14 protein-coding genes and 3 tRNA genes are annotated in these 15246 nt (G+C 53.2%); 9 read left to right on the top strand and 8 right to left on the bottom strand.

Annotation, left to right across the window (positions count from 1 at the left end; all coding sequences use genetic code 11):
- Window positions 1-903 carry a LysR family transcriptional regulator gene (locus EBA31_RS17765; RefSeq protein WP_122079881.1) on the bottom strand — a complete coding sequence of 301 codons (903 nt, stop codon included), beginning with the start codon at window positions 901-903 and terminating at the stop codon, window positions 1-3.
- A 79-nt stretch (window positions 904-982) separates the two neighbouring features.
- On the opposite strand from EBA31_RS17765, the gene blaSPR reads away from it, so the two are divergent.
- Window positions 983-1879, top strand: a complete 897-nt coding sequence (gene blaSPR / locus EBA31_RS17760) for an SPR family subclass B3 metallo-beta-lactamase (RefSeq protein ID WP_122079880.1) — start codon at window positions 983-985, stop codon at window positions 1877-1879.
- A 60-nt stretch (window positions 1880-1939) separates the two neighbouring features.
- Here the strand turns inward: blaSPR and EBA31_RS17755 are convergent, their stop codons facing one another.
- Complete coding sequence (locus EBA31_RS17755; RefSeq protein ID WP_170868533.1) at window positions 1940-2380, bottom strand: DUF2946 domain-containing protein; 441 nt, start codon at window positions 2378-2380, stop codon at window positions 1940-1942.
- Between the two features lie 168 nt (window positions 2381-2548).
- Here EBA31_RS17755 and EBA31_RS17750 point away from each other — a divergent pair, with 168 nt between their 5' ends.
- The 4 genes from EBA31_RS17750 (at window position 2549) to EBA31_RS17735 (ending at window position 4678) form a co-directional block, all read left to right on the top strand.
- Entirely contained in the window at window positions 2549-3955 is a 1407-nt protein-coding gene (locus EBA31_RS17750) for a PepSY domain-containing protein (protein ID WP_122079879.1), read from the top strand.
- A 67-nt stretch (window positions 3956-4022) separates the two neighbouring features.
- On the top strand, window positions 4023-4352 hold the full coding sequence (osmE, locus tag EBA31_RS17745; RefSeq protein WP_041414766.1) for an osmotically-inducible lipoprotein OsmE: 330 nt from the start codon (window positions 4023-4025) through the stop codon (window positions 4350-4352).
- Window positions 4353-4508: 156 nt separating this feature from the next.
- Window positions 4509-4596 (top strand) — tRNA-Ser (locus EBA31_RS17740).
- A gap of 6 nt (window positions 4597-4602) precedes the next feature.
- Window positions 4603-4678: transfer RNA gene (locus tag EBA31_RS17735), tRNA-Thr, on the top strand.
- 183 nt (window positions 4679-4861) lie between these two features.
- On the opposite strand, the gene EBA31_RS17730 is transcribed toward EBA31_RS17735, so the two are convergent.
- The 4 genes from EBA31_RS17730 to EBA31_RS17715 form a co-directional block, all read right to left on the bottom strand.
- Window positions 4862-6019, bottom strand: a complete 1158-nt coding sequence (locus EBA31_RS17730; protein ID WP_122079878.1) for an acyltransferase — start codon at window positions 6017-6019, stop codon at window positions 4862-4864.
- 221 nt (window positions 6020-6240) lie between these two features.
- Window positions 6241-6317 (bottom strand) — tRNA-Pro (locus tag EBA31_RS17725).
- 78 nt (window positions 6318-6395) lie between these two features.
- Window positions 6396-8177: an LPS biosynthesis-modulating metalloenzyme YejM gene (yejM, locus tag EBA31_RS17720; protein ID WP_122079877.1), complete on the bottom strand. Its 1782-nt coding sequence runs from the start codon at window positions 8175-8177 to the stop codon at window positions 6396-6398.
- A 9-nt stretch (window positions 8178-8186) separates the two neighbouring features.
- Window positions 8187-8414: a YejL family protein gene (locus EBA31_RS17715; protein WP_020827787.1), complete on the bottom strand. Its 228-nt coding sequence runs from the start codon at window positions 8412-8414 to the stop codon at window positions 8187-8189.
- 304 nt (window positions 8415-8718) lie between these two features.
- Between EBA31_RS17715 and yejK the strand changes: the two genes are divergently transcribed.
- Complete coding sequence (yejK, locus tag EBA31_RS17710) at window positions 8719-9729, top strand: nucleoid-associated protein YejK (RefSeq protein WP_044552555.1); 1011 nt, start codon at window positions 8719-8721, stop codon at window positions 9727-9729.
- 84 nt (window positions 9730-9813) lie between these two features.
- Here yejK and rplY read toward each other — a convergent pair whose 3' ends face one another.
- Window positions 9814-10098 (bottom strand): 50S ribosomal protein L25, encoded by a 285-nt coding sequence (gene rplY / locus EBA31_RS17705; RefSeq protein WP_020827785.1) that lies wholly within the window; start codon window positions 10096-10098, stop codon window positions 9814-9816.
- 162 nt (window positions 10099-10260) lie between these two features.
- On the bottom strand, window positions 10261-12018 hold the full coding sequence (locus EBA31_RS17700; protein ID WP_122079876.1) for a DEAD/DEAH box helicase: 1758 nt from the start codon (window positions 12016-12018) through the stop codon (window positions 10261-10263).
- A 309-nt stretch (window positions 12019-12327) separates the two neighbouring features.
- Between EBA31_RS17700 and rsuA the strand changes: the two genes are divergently transcribed.
- The 3 genes from rsuA to EBA31_RS17685 all read left to right on the top strand — a co-directional run bounded on the left by rsuA (window position 12328) and on the right by EBA31_RS17685 (window position 15237).
- Complete coding sequence (gene rsuA / locus EBA31_RS17695) at window positions 12328-13041, top strand: 16S rRNA pseudouridine(516) synthase RsuA (protein WP_020827783.1); 714 nt, start codon at window positions 12328-12330, stop codon at window positions 13039-13041.
- A 39-nt stretch (window positions 13042-13080) separates the two neighbouring features.
- Window positions 13081-14289 (top strand): Bcr/CflA family multidrug efflux MFS transporter, encoded by a 1209-nt coding sequence (locus EBA31_RS17690; RefSeq protein WP_115060986.1) that lies wholly within the window; start codon window positions 13081-13083, stop codon window positions 14287-14289.
- Window positions 14290-14892: 603 nt separating this feature from the next.
- Window positions 14893-15237, top strand: a complete 345-nt coding sequence (locus EBA31_RS17685) for a YejG family protein (RefSeq protein ID WP_048759243.1) — start codon at window positions 14893-14895, stop codon at window positions 15235-15237.
- The last annotated feature ends 9 nt before the right edge of the window (window positions 15238-15246 follow it).

The raw sequence follows: 15246 nt of genomic DNA, 5'->3' as shown, positions 1-15246 counted from the left end.
TTAGTGATAATAGGGTTTGAGTTCCGCATGGAGAGTGGAGATCAGCCGTTTTTTCCACTCGATTTCACCCTGGCGATAGTGTGAAAACAGATAACCAATCGCCAGATCGTCCAGGATCGGCAGGGCGTACAGTCCCTGCTTGTCCTGCTGTGCGTTGAACCAGGGTTGCGGAACTACCGCCATCAGTGGCGCTGCGCGCAGTACCGGTGGCAACTGCGCGTAATCGGCACAGCTGAGCTGGATCCTGCGTTGTAAACCCTGGCGTTCCAACTGACGGTCAAGTTCGTTCTCTGCCTGTGGCCAGGGATGGCAGTAATAGTGCGGGTAGTCTGCCAGTTCACCAAATGTCAGCCCGCTTTTGTGACCTAATATCTGGCGCAACGGCGATCCGAATACCGCCACCAGGCGGGTGCTGCCAATAAGCTCATAACGCAGCGCGCTGGTGCGCTGTTGGTGATCGCCAACGGCAATCACCATATCTACCGCGCCTTCCAGCAGCTCAGTGCGCCATGAACGTCGCTCAAAGTTTTGGCAGCGGATATCGGCATTGGCAAGCGTGCTTTTCTGCGCCAGCAACGGCAATAAAATCGGATGCAGTGCCGGCGGCACAACCAGGGTGAAATGCCGTGGCGCGTCCGGCACATGGCCGAATAATTCACTGTCCAGCGAAGAGAACAAGGGCGTTAGCGTTTCTTTAAGCGACAGGGCAAACAGCGTCGGCACCTGGCGATGCCCTTCCCGCCGGAACAGAGGCTCATCCAGCACCTCACGCAAGCGGGCCAGGGCGTGACTGACGGCAGAAGTGCTGATACCGAGCTTATCCGCCGTTTTCTGGCTGGATCCGGTGCTGGTCAACAGGTAGAGCACTTTCAGCAGGTTCATGTCCATTTGCAGGATGTTCATTAATAGCCTTTTAAATTGAATACGCTTCAATATTAGGCTGAGTATACTTCAGCCCTGTTTTTCCCCGTAGAGCTGAAACATGAAAAAAAACATGGGTTATCTGATGGCTATGACATTCTCACTGTGCTTTAACGCTCAGGCACAGCTCGATCCTGCGCAACCGTTGTCCAGTGCGCCGCCCTATTCACTGTTTGAGCAATGGGCGCAGCCGGTGGCGCCATTCCAGATTTTCCCTCAGCTGTATTATGTCGGCACACGCAACCTTTCATCCGTGCTGTTCAGCACGCCGGAAGGATTGATTCTTATTGACGCGGGGTTGGATGCCAGTGCCCCGGTGATAAAATCCCATATTGAGGCATTGGGTTTCAACATCAAGGACTTGCGATTCATTCTTAACAGTCACGCACGTCTCGATCAGGCTGGAGGCATCGCTCGTTTGAAAGCCTGGAGCGGGGCGAAAGTGGTTGCCAGCGCCGCCAATGCCCAACAGTTGGCACGGGGAGGAAAACAGGATTTTGCCTTGGGAGATGCACTTGGTTTCCCTCCGGTGAAGGTCGACATTATCGTCGGGCAAGGGGATAGCGTTACTTTGGGCGGGCTGAAATTTACGGCGTTAATGACGCCGGGGCATTTGCCTGGCGCCACTTCATGGACGACCACGCTGCGGCAGAGTGGGAAAACCTATCGGCTGGTCTATGCCGACAGTTTGGCAACCCCGGACTACTATCTGGTCGATAACAAAAACTACCCGAGTCTGGTGCAGGACATCCGCAGCAGCTTTAGGCTTTTGGCCCAGCAGCACGCGGATATTTTTATCGCCAATAAGGGAACGCGCTTCGATCTGGAAAATAAAATGGCGCGACTTCAGGCTGGCGATCGGGATGCTTTTGTCGATCGGCTGGGGTTACAGCAATATGTGCAACAGTCTCAACGGGCTTTTGAGACGCAGTTAAAACAGCAGCAAAGTAAAGATTAAGTTATCTTTCTATTTTATTTTGGCGCAATTAACCCTACCCAATAAAATAAGGCATGTGGTTTAGATATATTTAATAAAATTAATGAGGATGAAAGGTGGTGCCCGGGTTTGATAAGGCGGAAAGGCAGAGGGGATAATAATGTGAAAAAGATTTTGAATAAGGGATGGCGCGCGTTGAATATTGATCGCCGGGAGTGCTGACGGCAAAATGACCAGTGGCGGGCTATGATGAAACAGGCTGCAGTAGCCACAGAAGTTAAAACAGTCGCCGGTGCTCATGTCCGCCATGTTGTGCCCTGCCAGCGGGCTATCGGCGAGTTTCTGGCTCATCATTGTCCTGTGTCCAGCATGCTCCGCACTCATGGGCATGCCAGTCATCTCGCTGTTATCCATGCTATTTTTTGCAAGATGGGTGGAAATTGATGGCGCGATGAATATCATCAACATAGCGAACAGGCCCAGCCAGGCCAGCGTGCGCATATGTTGAATTGACAGTTTCACCAGGAGCGTCCTTGCAGGGTTAAAGCGTAAAGGAATGACAATGTCAGCAGTTGTTCCACTATTGTAACATTGATGAGAATTAAGCTAAACAGAGAAGAAATCTGTTTGTTAAATGAGTTTAATTCGGGTAGATTCCGGGTAATTCCATTTGACCACGGATGACTTATCATGTCTGAACGCAATATTGCGTTGCCTGCTGCTGCGCAGAATATTAACCCGCAGGTGACTACTCGCAGTTGGTTTATTCCGTTGGCTATGCGGATTCATTTTTATATTGGTTTTTTTGTTGGGCCGTTTTTACTTATTGCGGCATTGAGTGGCATATTTTATGCCTTGACGCCGCAAATTGAATCACGGCTTTATGCCCCGCAGTTGTATAACGAAAGTACCGGTCCGGCACTGCCGTTAAAACAGCAGATTATGGCCGCTCAGGCGATAGCGCCATCAAAAGCTTCTCTGTCGGCAGTGCGTCCTTCTCCGGCGGAGGGCGAGAATACCCGGGTACTGTTTAACGTCGCAGGGCTTCAGGCTTCGGAACGTTTGGCGGTGTTTGTTGATCCGGTTACGGCGCAGACGCACGGCGTAATGACGGTTTATGGTACCAGCGGCGTATTGCCGTTGCGCACCTGGCTGGACCAATTTCACCGCAGTCTGTTGCTGGGGGATGTAGGGCGCAATTACAGCGAGTTGGCAGCCTCCTGGCTATGGATTGCCGCGCTGGGGGGGCTGATCCTCTGGGGGGCGCGCAGGCGTAAGAAGGTAACGCGTCAGCGTGGTGGTTTACGCAGGTTACATGAAAAAAGTGGCGTACTGCTGCTGGTCGGCCTGCTGTTCTTTTCTGCCACCGGGCTGACCTGGTCACAGTGGGCCGGGGAGAACATCAGCGTGCTGCGCCAGCAATTCGGCTGGTCGACGCCCTCGCTGTCTACGGCGATCAACGGGCAGGACGCTGTGCCTGCCGGCGATCATGCGGAACACCATGAGCATATGATGGTCAGGGCGGAACCGCCTCAGGATGGCGCCATGTATGACAGGGCCCTGGTCGGTGCACGGCAGGCCGGTATCGACGCCGCCAGGGTTGAAATCAAGCAGCCGGCGATGGCGGGGCAGGCCTGGACGGTCATGGAGATCGATCGCCGTTGGCCGACGCAGGTTGATGCTGTTGCTATCGATCCCGTAACCCTGGCCATTACCGATCGCGTCAGTTTTGAACAATACCCGCTCGCGGCAAAATTAACGCGCTGGGGAATCGATTTGCATATGGGCGTCCTGTTTGGCCTGGTCAATGAGCTGGTGCTGGTGGTCTTTGCCGCCGGGTTGGTGGCGATGGTGGTGATGGGGTACCTGATGTGGTGGCGAGGTCGGCCAACGCGAGTAGTACGTAAACCTGCCCGTTCCCCCTTTATGTTGCTGCGCAAAACGCCAAAAGGGCCGCTGTTGCTGATTGTCTGCCTGACGCTGCTGCTGGGCTTTTGTTTACCGGTGATGGGCGTCAGTTTACTGATGTTTCTGCTGTGTGATTTGCTGTGGTATCTGGCTACGCGGCGGCGTAAACCGCGCCTATCGACAAAGTGAAATTTGTAGAAAAGCCTTTCCTCTTCTAGACTTAGAGTACAACAAACGTACTCCAAGAGGACAAGTCATGACGAACAAGCTGATTTTAGCCGTTTGCACAGCAGCGACATTTTCTATTCTTGCCGGCTGTACGGCTTATGACAGGGCCGCCAGTTACGTTCAGGAGCCTGTGGTCAGTGATGTCAAAGTAGGGATGACCAAACAGCAGGTTCGTGCCATTGCCGGTCCACCGTCAACCACGGCGACTTTGGTTCACGCACAGGGGACTTGCGATACCTATGCGGTAGCGCCGCGTGACGGGAAAGTACAAACCTATTTTGTTAGCTACAGCGATACCGGACATGTGATGAACAAAGGCTATCAGACCTGTTCTGATTACGACTCACAGCCTAAATAATCCCCGATTAAGTGAGCAATCCAGCCCCGCTTTTGCGGGGTTTTTCATTTTTTAACCGTTAGCGGCTTGAAGTTTAAGCAAACGCACTTTTTCCTGCATTTTTTTTCATGAAACGATAGACATTTCATAACGGTAGCGCTAATATCTGCGCCCATTGGAAGGATGGCCGAGTGGTTTAAGGCAACGGTCTTGAAAACCGTCGAGTGTAACAGCTCCCAGAGTTCGAATCTCTGTCCTTCCGCCAAATTTAGCCGGCTTAGCTCAGTAGGTAGAGCAACTGACTTGTAATCAGTAGGTCACCAGTTCGATTCCGGTAGCCGGCACCATATAAGCAGTACCGACGCTCAAAGCGTCTACGGACCCCAGTAATCTTCGCGATTGCTGGGGTTTTTCGTTTTGGCTCGCCGATGTACATCTGCATATGTGTTATGTCAGTTTTACTGATAACAATAAAAAACCCGGCACAAACGGCCGGGTTTACGTTTTTGTACCAACTGATTTTTTCGGGTTCAGTCAGTGACTACTGAGCCACGATTCTTGGCTTCACCGCGGCTAATCAAGCTCTTACCCAGTTTAATTCCAGGCTTCTCGATAAACTTATACAGCAGCGATGCGATCCCATAAGTGAGAGGGAGGATAATAGCGGAGGCGGCGATAAATCGTACGGCAGAGGGCCAGCCAGCAAATTGGGTGTTTGACAGCAGGAAAGCGACGACTGGAAGTACGATTAACAAGTGCAGCAAATACACGGAGTAGGAAACATCTCCCATGTATACGCTGAATTTGTTCGTTAGTATCCAGCGTGGGAGGCGTAATACGCTTGTCCACGTGCTCTCCTCGTTTCGAGGCCAAAGGATGGTTGCCATCATTAAAATCATACCGATTTCGGCTAGGAAACGCATCTTGTTGAAAGTGTCCTGCATATAAACGCTGATGCAAGCTGAAGCCAATGCAAAAACTACGTATTTGAGTTTCTTAGCGCGAATAGCTTCTGAAATAAACATGCCAGCAATGAACAGATGCAGTTTTATCAGAATCATTGATGGCATCGGGAACGCAGAAAAGTAGCCGGGTAACAGCTGCTTGGCAACAACACACAACATAATGATTGCTAAGCAGGCTCGGGCAAAGCCCAATCTCATCACTGCTAGCATAATGAAGGGAAACAGGAAATAAAACTGCATTTCCAGGCCGATACTCCAGTCAGGTAGCACGGTATTAAATGAGAAACTTGGCAGGAAACCAAACAAAAACGTGACATGGGTGAATACGTTCAAGAATGATGCGTCACTGTAGCGCGAACTGTTGGTTTGAGTTTCACTGTAAAAATGACCAATAATCTCGCGTGCCTCACCGAAATAGCTGCCAAAGCAAATGGCTACGATCAAAAGCACGTAGTAAAGCGGGGCGATACGAAAAAAGCGGCGCAGCCAAAACTTCTTAAAGGTTGCACTGTCGGTCCACGGCTCTTTCTCCTTCCGCTCTACATAATTTTTTGCCATCAGGAACCCAGAAAGCAATATAAACAGGTCTACGCCGATTCCAGGATCGGAAAGGATTGGAAAGTGATAACTGGCTAAAATGCAAATATGACCTAAAACGACCCAGAGGGAGGCTAGACCGCGTAATCCCTCCAGTTCTTGTGACCATTTTTTAACTGATTGCATTGGCGAGCCTCGCTGAACGGTATTTCATTAGCAGTTATCCGTATGCAGGTGAATTTTGTTGGTTTTTCAGTATAGCAGGCCGATCTAGAATGGTTACTGGGGGAAATCTGAATGTGAGTTTGAGCATCTCTTTCAGATTGAAGAATTTTATTACAAGAGAAACGCAGAGGTTTGAGACATAAAAAAACCAACCGCAAAGGGTTGGTTTCTCTAAGGATTTCTGGTCGGCATGAGAGGATTCGAACCTCCGACCCCCGACACCCCATGACGGTGCGCTACCAAGCTGCGCTACATGCCGACGCTGTGGGAAATAATACTACCCTTTCCCAATCTCAAAGCAAGAGCGAATTCGCCTGACTGCTTGTATTTTAAGCGATTAGTTGGCGATAAAGCGCTTCACGTCGGTCAATACCTGCAGCAACAGAGCGAGCTGTGGTTTTTCGTCTTTGATCTCTTTGTCGTTTTTATCGTACGCATGGTAATTGCCGCTGCTGTCCAACATCAGGGTTTGCGTTGGCGTGGTGATCACCAACAGGCTGTTATCACCGGTAGCCACCCAGTTGTTTCTGCGTTGGGCCGTAAACAGGTCTTCACCCTGCGAGTAGTCTTTCGGGGACGTTTTTACGTGCAGCAAACGCTGCATTAGCGTACGCATTACGTCGTTGTGACCGGTCAGTTTATTGATGGTCTGCGCTGGCGTACCCGGCCAGTGGATAATCAACGGCACCTGTAGCTGCTGTTGGCTGAAACTGCGGCCTGCGCCCCAGTAACCTTTACCGGTGTCGTTAAATTCAACGCCGTGCTCTGCGGTGATCACCACCACGGTTTTATCCAGTACGCCACGCTCTTTGAGCGTGTTGAGCACCTGGGCAATCTGCGCATCCACATCCTGCGCGCCGGCCCGGTAGCGCTGAATAAAGTCAGCCGGGGCAGGGGTTTTCTCATTGGCTGCCGGTTCTGCACCGCGGAAGTTGATGTAAGAGAACCACGGAGCGTTGCTGTTTTGATCGGCCAACCAGCGCTGCCACTGCTGTGTGGTCACCGCATCATTTTGCTGGACAGGTGCCGGCAGCGTGAAATCGGTCAACAGCGCCTGGCGATACAGGCTGGCGTTAAAGCCGTCGGATGAGAACAAACCAAATTGATAACCCTGGGCGCTTAGCGCACTGATCAGAGCGGAAGGTTTGCGCGCGGCAAGAATGCTGTCCAGATAGGTCGGCGAAATGCCGTAGAACAGGCCAAACAGGCCGGTATCTGCATGATTGCCAGAGCTGTAGTGATCGCTAAAGCGAATGTTTTCCTGGGCGAAGCGGCTGAGGGCAGGCATATCCTGCTTCATATCCTGTTGACGTACGCCGTCTACCACGATCATCAGCAGGTTATAACCGCTGCCTTTGTCGTCGTAGCTGAGGTCGTTAAGAGGATATTCCACCGCAACGGCTTCCGGATTCCCTTGCTGCACCAGCCGACGTTCATATTCTTGCGAATCGAGCAGGCCGTGTTTCTCAAGGAATTTACGCGCGGTCATTGGATACGACAGCGGCAGGTTCGCCCGCTGCATGGTGATCGGGCGATAGAAATTGGCATCGGCCCAGATATAAATCAGGTGCGAGGCAAAGAAGGCGCTGATAAACAGCACCGCCAGAGGCTTGCCGAAACGTTGGCGGTTCAGGCTGCGCAGCTTTTGCCAGCTCCAGGTGCCAAACAGCATCTCCACCAGGAAGATCACCGGCACACAGATAAACATCAGCTGCCAGTCGCGCGCCAGCTCACTTTGATCCGGGTTGACCACCAGCTCCCACACCACCGGATTAAGGTGAAGGTGGAAATGCGTAAAGACCTCGCTGTCGACCAGCAACAGCGTCAGGCCGGTGGTGGCCAGCGCGGCGGAGATAAATCGCAACAGCCGCTGCGACATCACCACAAAGGTGAGCGGGAAAATAACCAGCAGGTAGCCGGCGAAAACGATAAAGCTGAAATGCCCCAGTAAGCTGACCAGGGCATAAACCCGGCCCAACAGGGAAGAGGGCCAGTCAGTGACAAACAGGTAGCGGCTACCCAGCCCGAGGGCGAGCAGGATATTGAATAAGGCGAACCAGTGCCCCCAGCTGATCATCTGGGAGACTTTTTCACGATAACGCTGACGGTTTGTCACCATAAGTATTTATTAATGCGCTTTATCTTCACGAATAGAAGCTTGCAGGGCTTCTGCAAACGATCTTGCCAACGTTTTCCGCTGAACTGGAGCAACGCTGGTATTGATCAAATTAGTCACCATGTTGCCCAGCACCATCAAAGACAGATCGGTGGGAGTATGGTGTTTTTCCAGAACATTAACCAGCTCGGAGAGCAGTTGTTCGACGTGTTCGTCACTGTAACGGGATGATTGTGGCATAAAAATTGCGCTCAAAGCCTGACAAAGTCCCATATCTTACCGTATAGGACAGTGATTTTCTGCTCTTTTATCGATTCCCTTTGTCTTTCAAACCCTAGCGTGGCGAGAGGAGCCTGCGGGCCATATCAATGATTCTGCGCGACTTGCGGGGCGTAGCCTGAAATCCTCCGCTGATTTCGGGTATTTGCCTGCCTTATAGTTGGTAGGAATTTATTGATCTCCGGCGGGATGTGCACCGCTTTAAAGTTGCAGCGCGGGGGCCTTCAGTGTTTGAATACGCGCTAAAAGAACAGGAGGATTTACCATGAGTCTGGATATCGACCAGATTGCTCTGCACCAGTTGATCAAACGTGACGAACAAACGCTGGACGTGGTGCTGCGCGATACTCTGCTGCCCACCAATGCGGCGGTAGAAGAGATGATGGAAGAGCTGCATCGTGTCTACAGCGCCAAGAGCAAGGCTTACGGCCTGTTCAACGAGGGCAGTGAACTGGCGGAAGCGCTGCGCACCTGCCGTAAGGAAGATAAGGACTTTCTGGCTTTCAGCCGTGCAGCGACCGGCCGTCTGCGCGATGAGCTGGCCAAATATCCGTTTGCCGAAGGTGGCGTGGTGCTGTTTGGCCAGTACCGCTATTTGGCGGCGGAGTATTTATTGATTGCGGTCCTCAACAGCCGCAACAGTTCGCGCGTTAACGAAGAACTGGATATCAACACCACCCATTATCTGGACATCAACCACGCCGACATCGTCGCGCGTATCGATCTGACCGAGTGGGAAACCAATCCGGAATCGACCCGTTACCTGACCTTCCTGCGTGGACGTGTGGGCCGTAAGGTTTCCGATTTCTTTATGGACTTCCTGGCGGCGGCGGAAGGGCTGGACACCAAGGCTCAGAACCGCGGCTTGCTGCAGGCGGTTGACGATTATTGCGCTGATGCGCAGCTGGACAAAAATGAGCGCCAGTCGGTGCGCCAGCAGGTTTACAGCTATTGCAACGAACAGCTGCAGGCCGGTGAAGAGATCGAGCTTCAGGAGCTGTCGAAAGAGATAGCGCCGGTGGGCGAGAAAGATTTTCTGCAGTTTTCCAGCGAGCAGGGCTATCAGTTGGAAGACAGCTTCCCGGCCGATCGCGGTACGCTGCGTCAGTTAACCAAGTTTGCCGGCAGCGGCGGCGGTATCAGCATGAACTTTGACGCCATGCTGCTGGGGGAACGTGTATTCTGGGATGCGGCGACCGACACGCTAACCATTAAAGGCACGCCGCCGAACCTGCGCGATCAGTTGCAACGTCGTTTGGGCGGCGGCAACAAATAATTTCGCCGGATCGCAGACAATAAAAAACGCCGCAATTGCGGCGTTTTCTACTTCGGCGTCCCGAAAAGCTCGAATACGTTGCGATTACGCGCGAACGAAGTCGATGTGGGTCAGCTTCGGCTTGAACGGGTGACGCTGTACAGCCTGAACTTTAACTTTGGTTTCTTTACCGTCGATAACCAGAGTTACAGCTTCGCTGTAGAATTCTGCTTTAGCTTCCATGTTCTTAACAGAATCATGGTCCAGCTCGATGGAAACTGGAGCTTCTTCGCCACCGTAAACGATAGCTGGGAATTTATTTGCTGCACGCAGGCGGCGGCTCGCACCCTTACCCTGGTCTTTACGTACTTCTACATTGATAGTGAACATTGTTTTTTCTCTTAAAAGAAAATTTACCCTGCTACAGGCGACCCAGTAGCAAGTTCGATAACCTGCTTTAGCACCGGGCGAACCCAGGCAAAGCGGGCGGCATTTTAACGGAAAGCCGCCCACAGGGCAATGGAAACCTGCCTGATTTGCAAGGGGCAAAGATCAGTACAGCTCATTGGCGCGGCGGAAGCGTCCTTGATAATCGAACACTTTTTCTCGTACCTGCCAGAATTGCCCGCGTTTGCGCGCCACAACAAAATCCGGATGACGCAGCAGCGCTTGCTGGGCCAGCACGTCGGCGGCATTTTGCCAAGCGAACGGCACCCCAGGCGCACGCTGATGTGGGCGCAGGAACAGCATGTCGAAGGCTTTGCGCTGAGCCGGCGTTTGCAAACGAAAACGTTCGCTGGTGCTGGTGCCATCTTCGTCGTAATAGATCGCCTTTAGCCACTCGCCTTTTTCATCGCGGCCGCTTTGCAACTCCATGCCGCCACAGCGTAATACCAGAGCGTCTTTCAGCTTCAGCGCCGCCTTCAGCATATCGTCGGGATCGACCAGCACCTCCTGACACTGATGGCAGCGGCGGGCGGCAATGTCGTTCTCCGCACCGCAGTGCGGGCAGCTTTTGAAACGAAAACGGTAATCGCACTGCTCGCGATGGCCTTCATCGTCCTCCAGCCAACCCTGACAACGGCGACCGTAATGTTCGATGATATCGCCATTCTCGGTGCACTTGCCCCAGAACAGGTTGGCGAAGCCGCAGCCGGGACAAAATACCTGCACCGGTTGGCTATCGCTGTGCGGCTTGCTGACCCCCACCTCCGGCGTGAACAGGTCGTGCGGGTTCCCGGCGTAGTCGAGGATCAGACAATCCTCTTTGCCGGGGGCCAGCCGCAGCCCGCGGCCGACGATTTGTTGATATAGGCTAACGGACTCTGTTGGGCGCAGGATGGCGATCAGATCAACATGCGGTGCATCAAAACCGGTGGTCAGTACCGCCACATTCACCAGATAGCGCAATTGCTGCTGTTTGAACGCTTCAATCAGGGCATCACGCTCGGCGGCAGGGGTTTCTGCGCTGACCAACGCGGCCTCGCCTGACGGCAACAGACCGTGAACTTCACGGGCGTGCTCAACGGTGGAGGCGAAAATCATCACCCCCTTACGCGTTTCGGCGTATTCCACGATTTGGCTGATGATATGCGGAGTGATGCGATTTTGCTGCTTCAGTTCGCGGTTCAGGTCCACCTCGCTGAACAGGCCGTTGCTTCTGGCCTCCAGACGGCTGAAGTCATACTGCACAATCGGCATGTCCAGCCGTTCCGGCGGCACCAAATAGCCGTTCTTGATCATGTAACGCAGCGGCAGCTCATAAATGCAGTCGCGGAACAGGCTGCTGGCATCGCCGCGGGTAAAACCGTGATAGTGATACTGATAAATCCAGCCTTTTCCCAACCGGTACGGGGTGGCAGTCAGTCCCAGCAGCCGCAGCTGTGGGTTGGTTTTCTGCAGATGCTGAATAATCTGTTGGTACTGGCTTTCGTCGTCGTCACTGATGCGGTGGCATTCGTCGATGATCAGCAGGGAAAATGCGCCGTCGAACAGCGACAGATTGCGCGCCACCGATTGAACGCTGCCAAATACCACCTTACCGGCGCTGTCTTTTTGCTGCAGACCGGCGGCAAAGATATCCGCCTCCAGTCCGTAAGCGCGATATTTGGCGTGGTTTTGCGCCACCAGTTCTTTCACGTGGGCCAACACCAGGACCCTGCCGCGCGCGCGCTTCGCCAGCTCGGCGATCACCAGGCTTTTACCGGCGCCGGTCGGCAGCACAATCAGCGCCGGCTGCGGGTGCTGACGGAAATGTTTAATGGTGGCTTCGACCGCTTCCAGTTGGTAGGGGCGCAGAGTAAAGGCCATAAATTAACGCCGTGGATTGAGAAGGGCCATCGGGAACAGGTTTTGTAACATCTGAACCCACAAAAACAGTGACATTCTACTCCCCTGATGGCTAAAAAATTTCTATTATTATGCCTTCTGAGCGCGCGCGGTGCGAGAAGCGTGGAAATTACCTCTGTCAGGGGGCCGTTTCCGCCGCTATACTCGTGTGACAGTAATCGCTGTTCCCCCCTCTTCGAACCTGCCCTGTTGCACCTGGTGCAACGGTGGGTGTCATATTTTAGCAATACGATCAATGCGATCATAACAACGACAGGCAAAGCAGATTCAATGCGACTGGACAAGTTTTTATCTCAGCAGTTAGGTGTTAGCCGTGCGCTGGTAGCGCGTGAACTTCGGGCCAAACGCGTCACCGTCGACGGTGAAGTGGTTAAGAGCGGAGCCCTGAAACTGACCCCGGAGCAGGTGGTGGCGTTTGACGGCAACCCGCTGCAGCAGCTCACGGGCCCGCGCTACTTTATGCTCAATAAACCGCAGGGTTACGTGTGTTCTACGGACGATCCCGATCATCCGACGGTGCTGTATTTCCTCGATGAGCCGGTTGCCTATAAGCTGCACGCCGCCGGTCGTCTGGACATCGATACCACCGGCTTGGTGCTGATGACCGACGACGGTCAATGGTCGCATCGCATCACCTCACCGAAACACCACTGTGAGAAAACCTATCTGGTGACGCTGGAGCATCCGCTGGCGGAAGACACCGCGCAGCGCTTTGCCGAAGGCGTGCAATTACATAACGAAAAAGATCTGACCCGTCCTGCGCAACTGGAAAAGATAGAAGACAACCTGGTGCGTTTGACCATCAGCGAAGGGCGTTATCACCAGGTGAAACGCATGTTTGCGGCGGTCGGCAACCGGGTTATTGAACTGCACCGCGAACGTATCGGTGCCATCGTGATGGATGAGGATCTGGCCGAGGGCGAATACCGTCCGCTGACCGAAGAAGAGATTGCCAGCGTGGGCGCACCGCACCTGCAGGATTAATTCATTACTCTACTACGGCTGATGAAGGAGTCGTTGAACGTGCAACAGAACCGGTCATCTCACCTCGGTTTGATTTTTATTCTGGGCCTGCTTTCCATGCTGATGCCATTGGCTATCGACATGTATTTGCCCAGTATGCCGGTGATTGCCAAACAGTTCGGCGTCGAGGCGGGCAGCGTGCAGATGACGCTCAGCGCCTATATGCTCGGCTTTGCTTTGGGGCAGCTGTTCTACGGGCCAATGTCAGACAGTATCGGCCGCAAGCCGGTGATCCTGTGGGGAACGCTGATCTTCGCGATTGCCGGCGGCGCCTGTGCGATGGCGCAGTCGATCGACCAGTTGATCAACCTGCGTTTCCTGCACGGGCTGTCTGCGGCGGCGGCGAGCGTGGTGATTAACGCCCTGATGCGCGATATGTTCACCAAGGACGAATTCTCACGCATGATGTCGTTTGTCATCCTGGTGATGACCATCGCCCCTTTGCTGGCGCCGATGATCGGCGGTGCGCTGCTGCTGTGGTTCAGTTGGCATGCGATTTTCTGGACCATGGGCGCGGCGGCGCTGATCGGTTCGTTGCTGGTGGCGTTCTTTATCAAGGAGACGCTGCCGAAGGAGCGACGGCAGAAATTTCATCTGCGAACCACGCTGGGCAACTTCGCTTCATTGTTCCGGCACAAGCGGGTGCTGAGCTACATGCTGGCCAGCGCCTTCTCGTTTGCCGGCATGTTCTCGTTCCTCAGCGCCGGGCCGTTTGTGTATATCGAGCTTAATCACGTATCGCCGCAGCATTTTGGTTACTATTTTGCGCTGAACATTGTGTTTTTGTTCCTGACAACGTTGGTCAACAGCCGCAATGTGCGGCGGCTGGGGGCGATCAAAATGTTCCGTTTGGGCCTGTTTGTTCAATTGGCGATGGGGTTGTGGTTACTGGCGGTTAGCGCAATCGGCCTCGGCTTCTGGGCGTTGGTGCTGGGCGTGGCGGTGTATCTGGGTTGTATCGCCATGATTTCGTCAAACGCCATGGCAGTGATCCTGGACGATTTCCCGCATATGGCGGGCACCGCGTCCTCTCTGGCCGGTACGCTACGTTTCAGTATTGGTGCGCTGGTGGGCGCGGTACTGGCGATGGCGCCCGGCAAGAGCGCCTGGCCGATGGTCTCGTCGATGGCGTTGTGCAGTATCGTTGCGGTACTGTTCTATTTATACGCCAGCCGGCCGCGCCATAAAGCCTCACCGAATACGCCGTAGTTCTCCTCCCTGACTCAGGCTCAACGTTACGTTTGGGCCTGAGTGGGTTGCACCTTCCGTTTTGCCTCCCTGAGCTTCAATGACGTCAGTCGGTTTATTGCTAAGCATCCATACGCCAATCAACTGGTTGCCGTTTATGCTGTGTGCTTTTTGTTAAATAAATTGCTCTGTCTGTGGCAAGCGGCGATGGGTATTTACACTCCGGGTTTTGAAGGGAAATCGGCGGGTGTTTAGGTTAGGGTCATTGATAATCAAGGCATTAACTTAAGGTTGAGCTCGGCGTCAAGAAGTTAAATGTTTCCACAATGTAAAATTATAAAGAGCGAAAAGTAACCGCATTGAGAGAAAAAAGAGTTGAGATTGCGGCGGGAAAGGGTTACATATAACGCAAAAATGCGAGCTGAGTCGCAAAATGCTGTGAAACGACAACGCAGAGTGTCTGAAAAACGGCCGGACATCAGTAAGCGCAGGGGTAAGTTAACTGTCTGTGACATTATTTACATTTAAATAACATTCATGGGCAGCAGAGTCGGGACGCAGCGGCTATAACTTAGTTACCCTGTCAGGTTAAAAGCGTTTCATTTTTCAAACTAGGGATTTCATGTGGAAAGTATCCAACTTTCGGTAGTGCATCGCTTGCCGCAAAGTTATCGTTGGCTATCAGGCTCTACCGGCGTCAAGGTCGAACCGATTCCGATCAGCGGAATAGACGAAGATAACAACCTGATTGGCCTGAAACTGCTCAGCCATGAAGGGGCTGACGCCTGGCAGGTCATGCAGCAGCTTAATCTGTCTTTGCAGGAGATTCAGGTCGACTGCGCCATCGTGGAGTGGGAAGGGGAGCCTTGCCTGTTTGTGCAACGCTGTGACGAAAGCACCACCCTGTGTCGGCTCAAAAACGTTGGTGCCGCTATCGCCGAACCCATGAGTGCGCAATATCCTTTCTGACTCCCGCCG

The sequence above is a fragment of the Serratia sp. P2ACOL2 genome (genome assembly GCF_003691565.1).
GTDB classification, from domain to species: Bacteria; Pseudomonadota; Gammaproteobacteria; order Enterobacterales; family Enterobacteriaceae; genus Serratia; species Serratia liquefaciens.
This window is presented reverse-complemented; position numbering and strand designations above follow the sequence as displayed.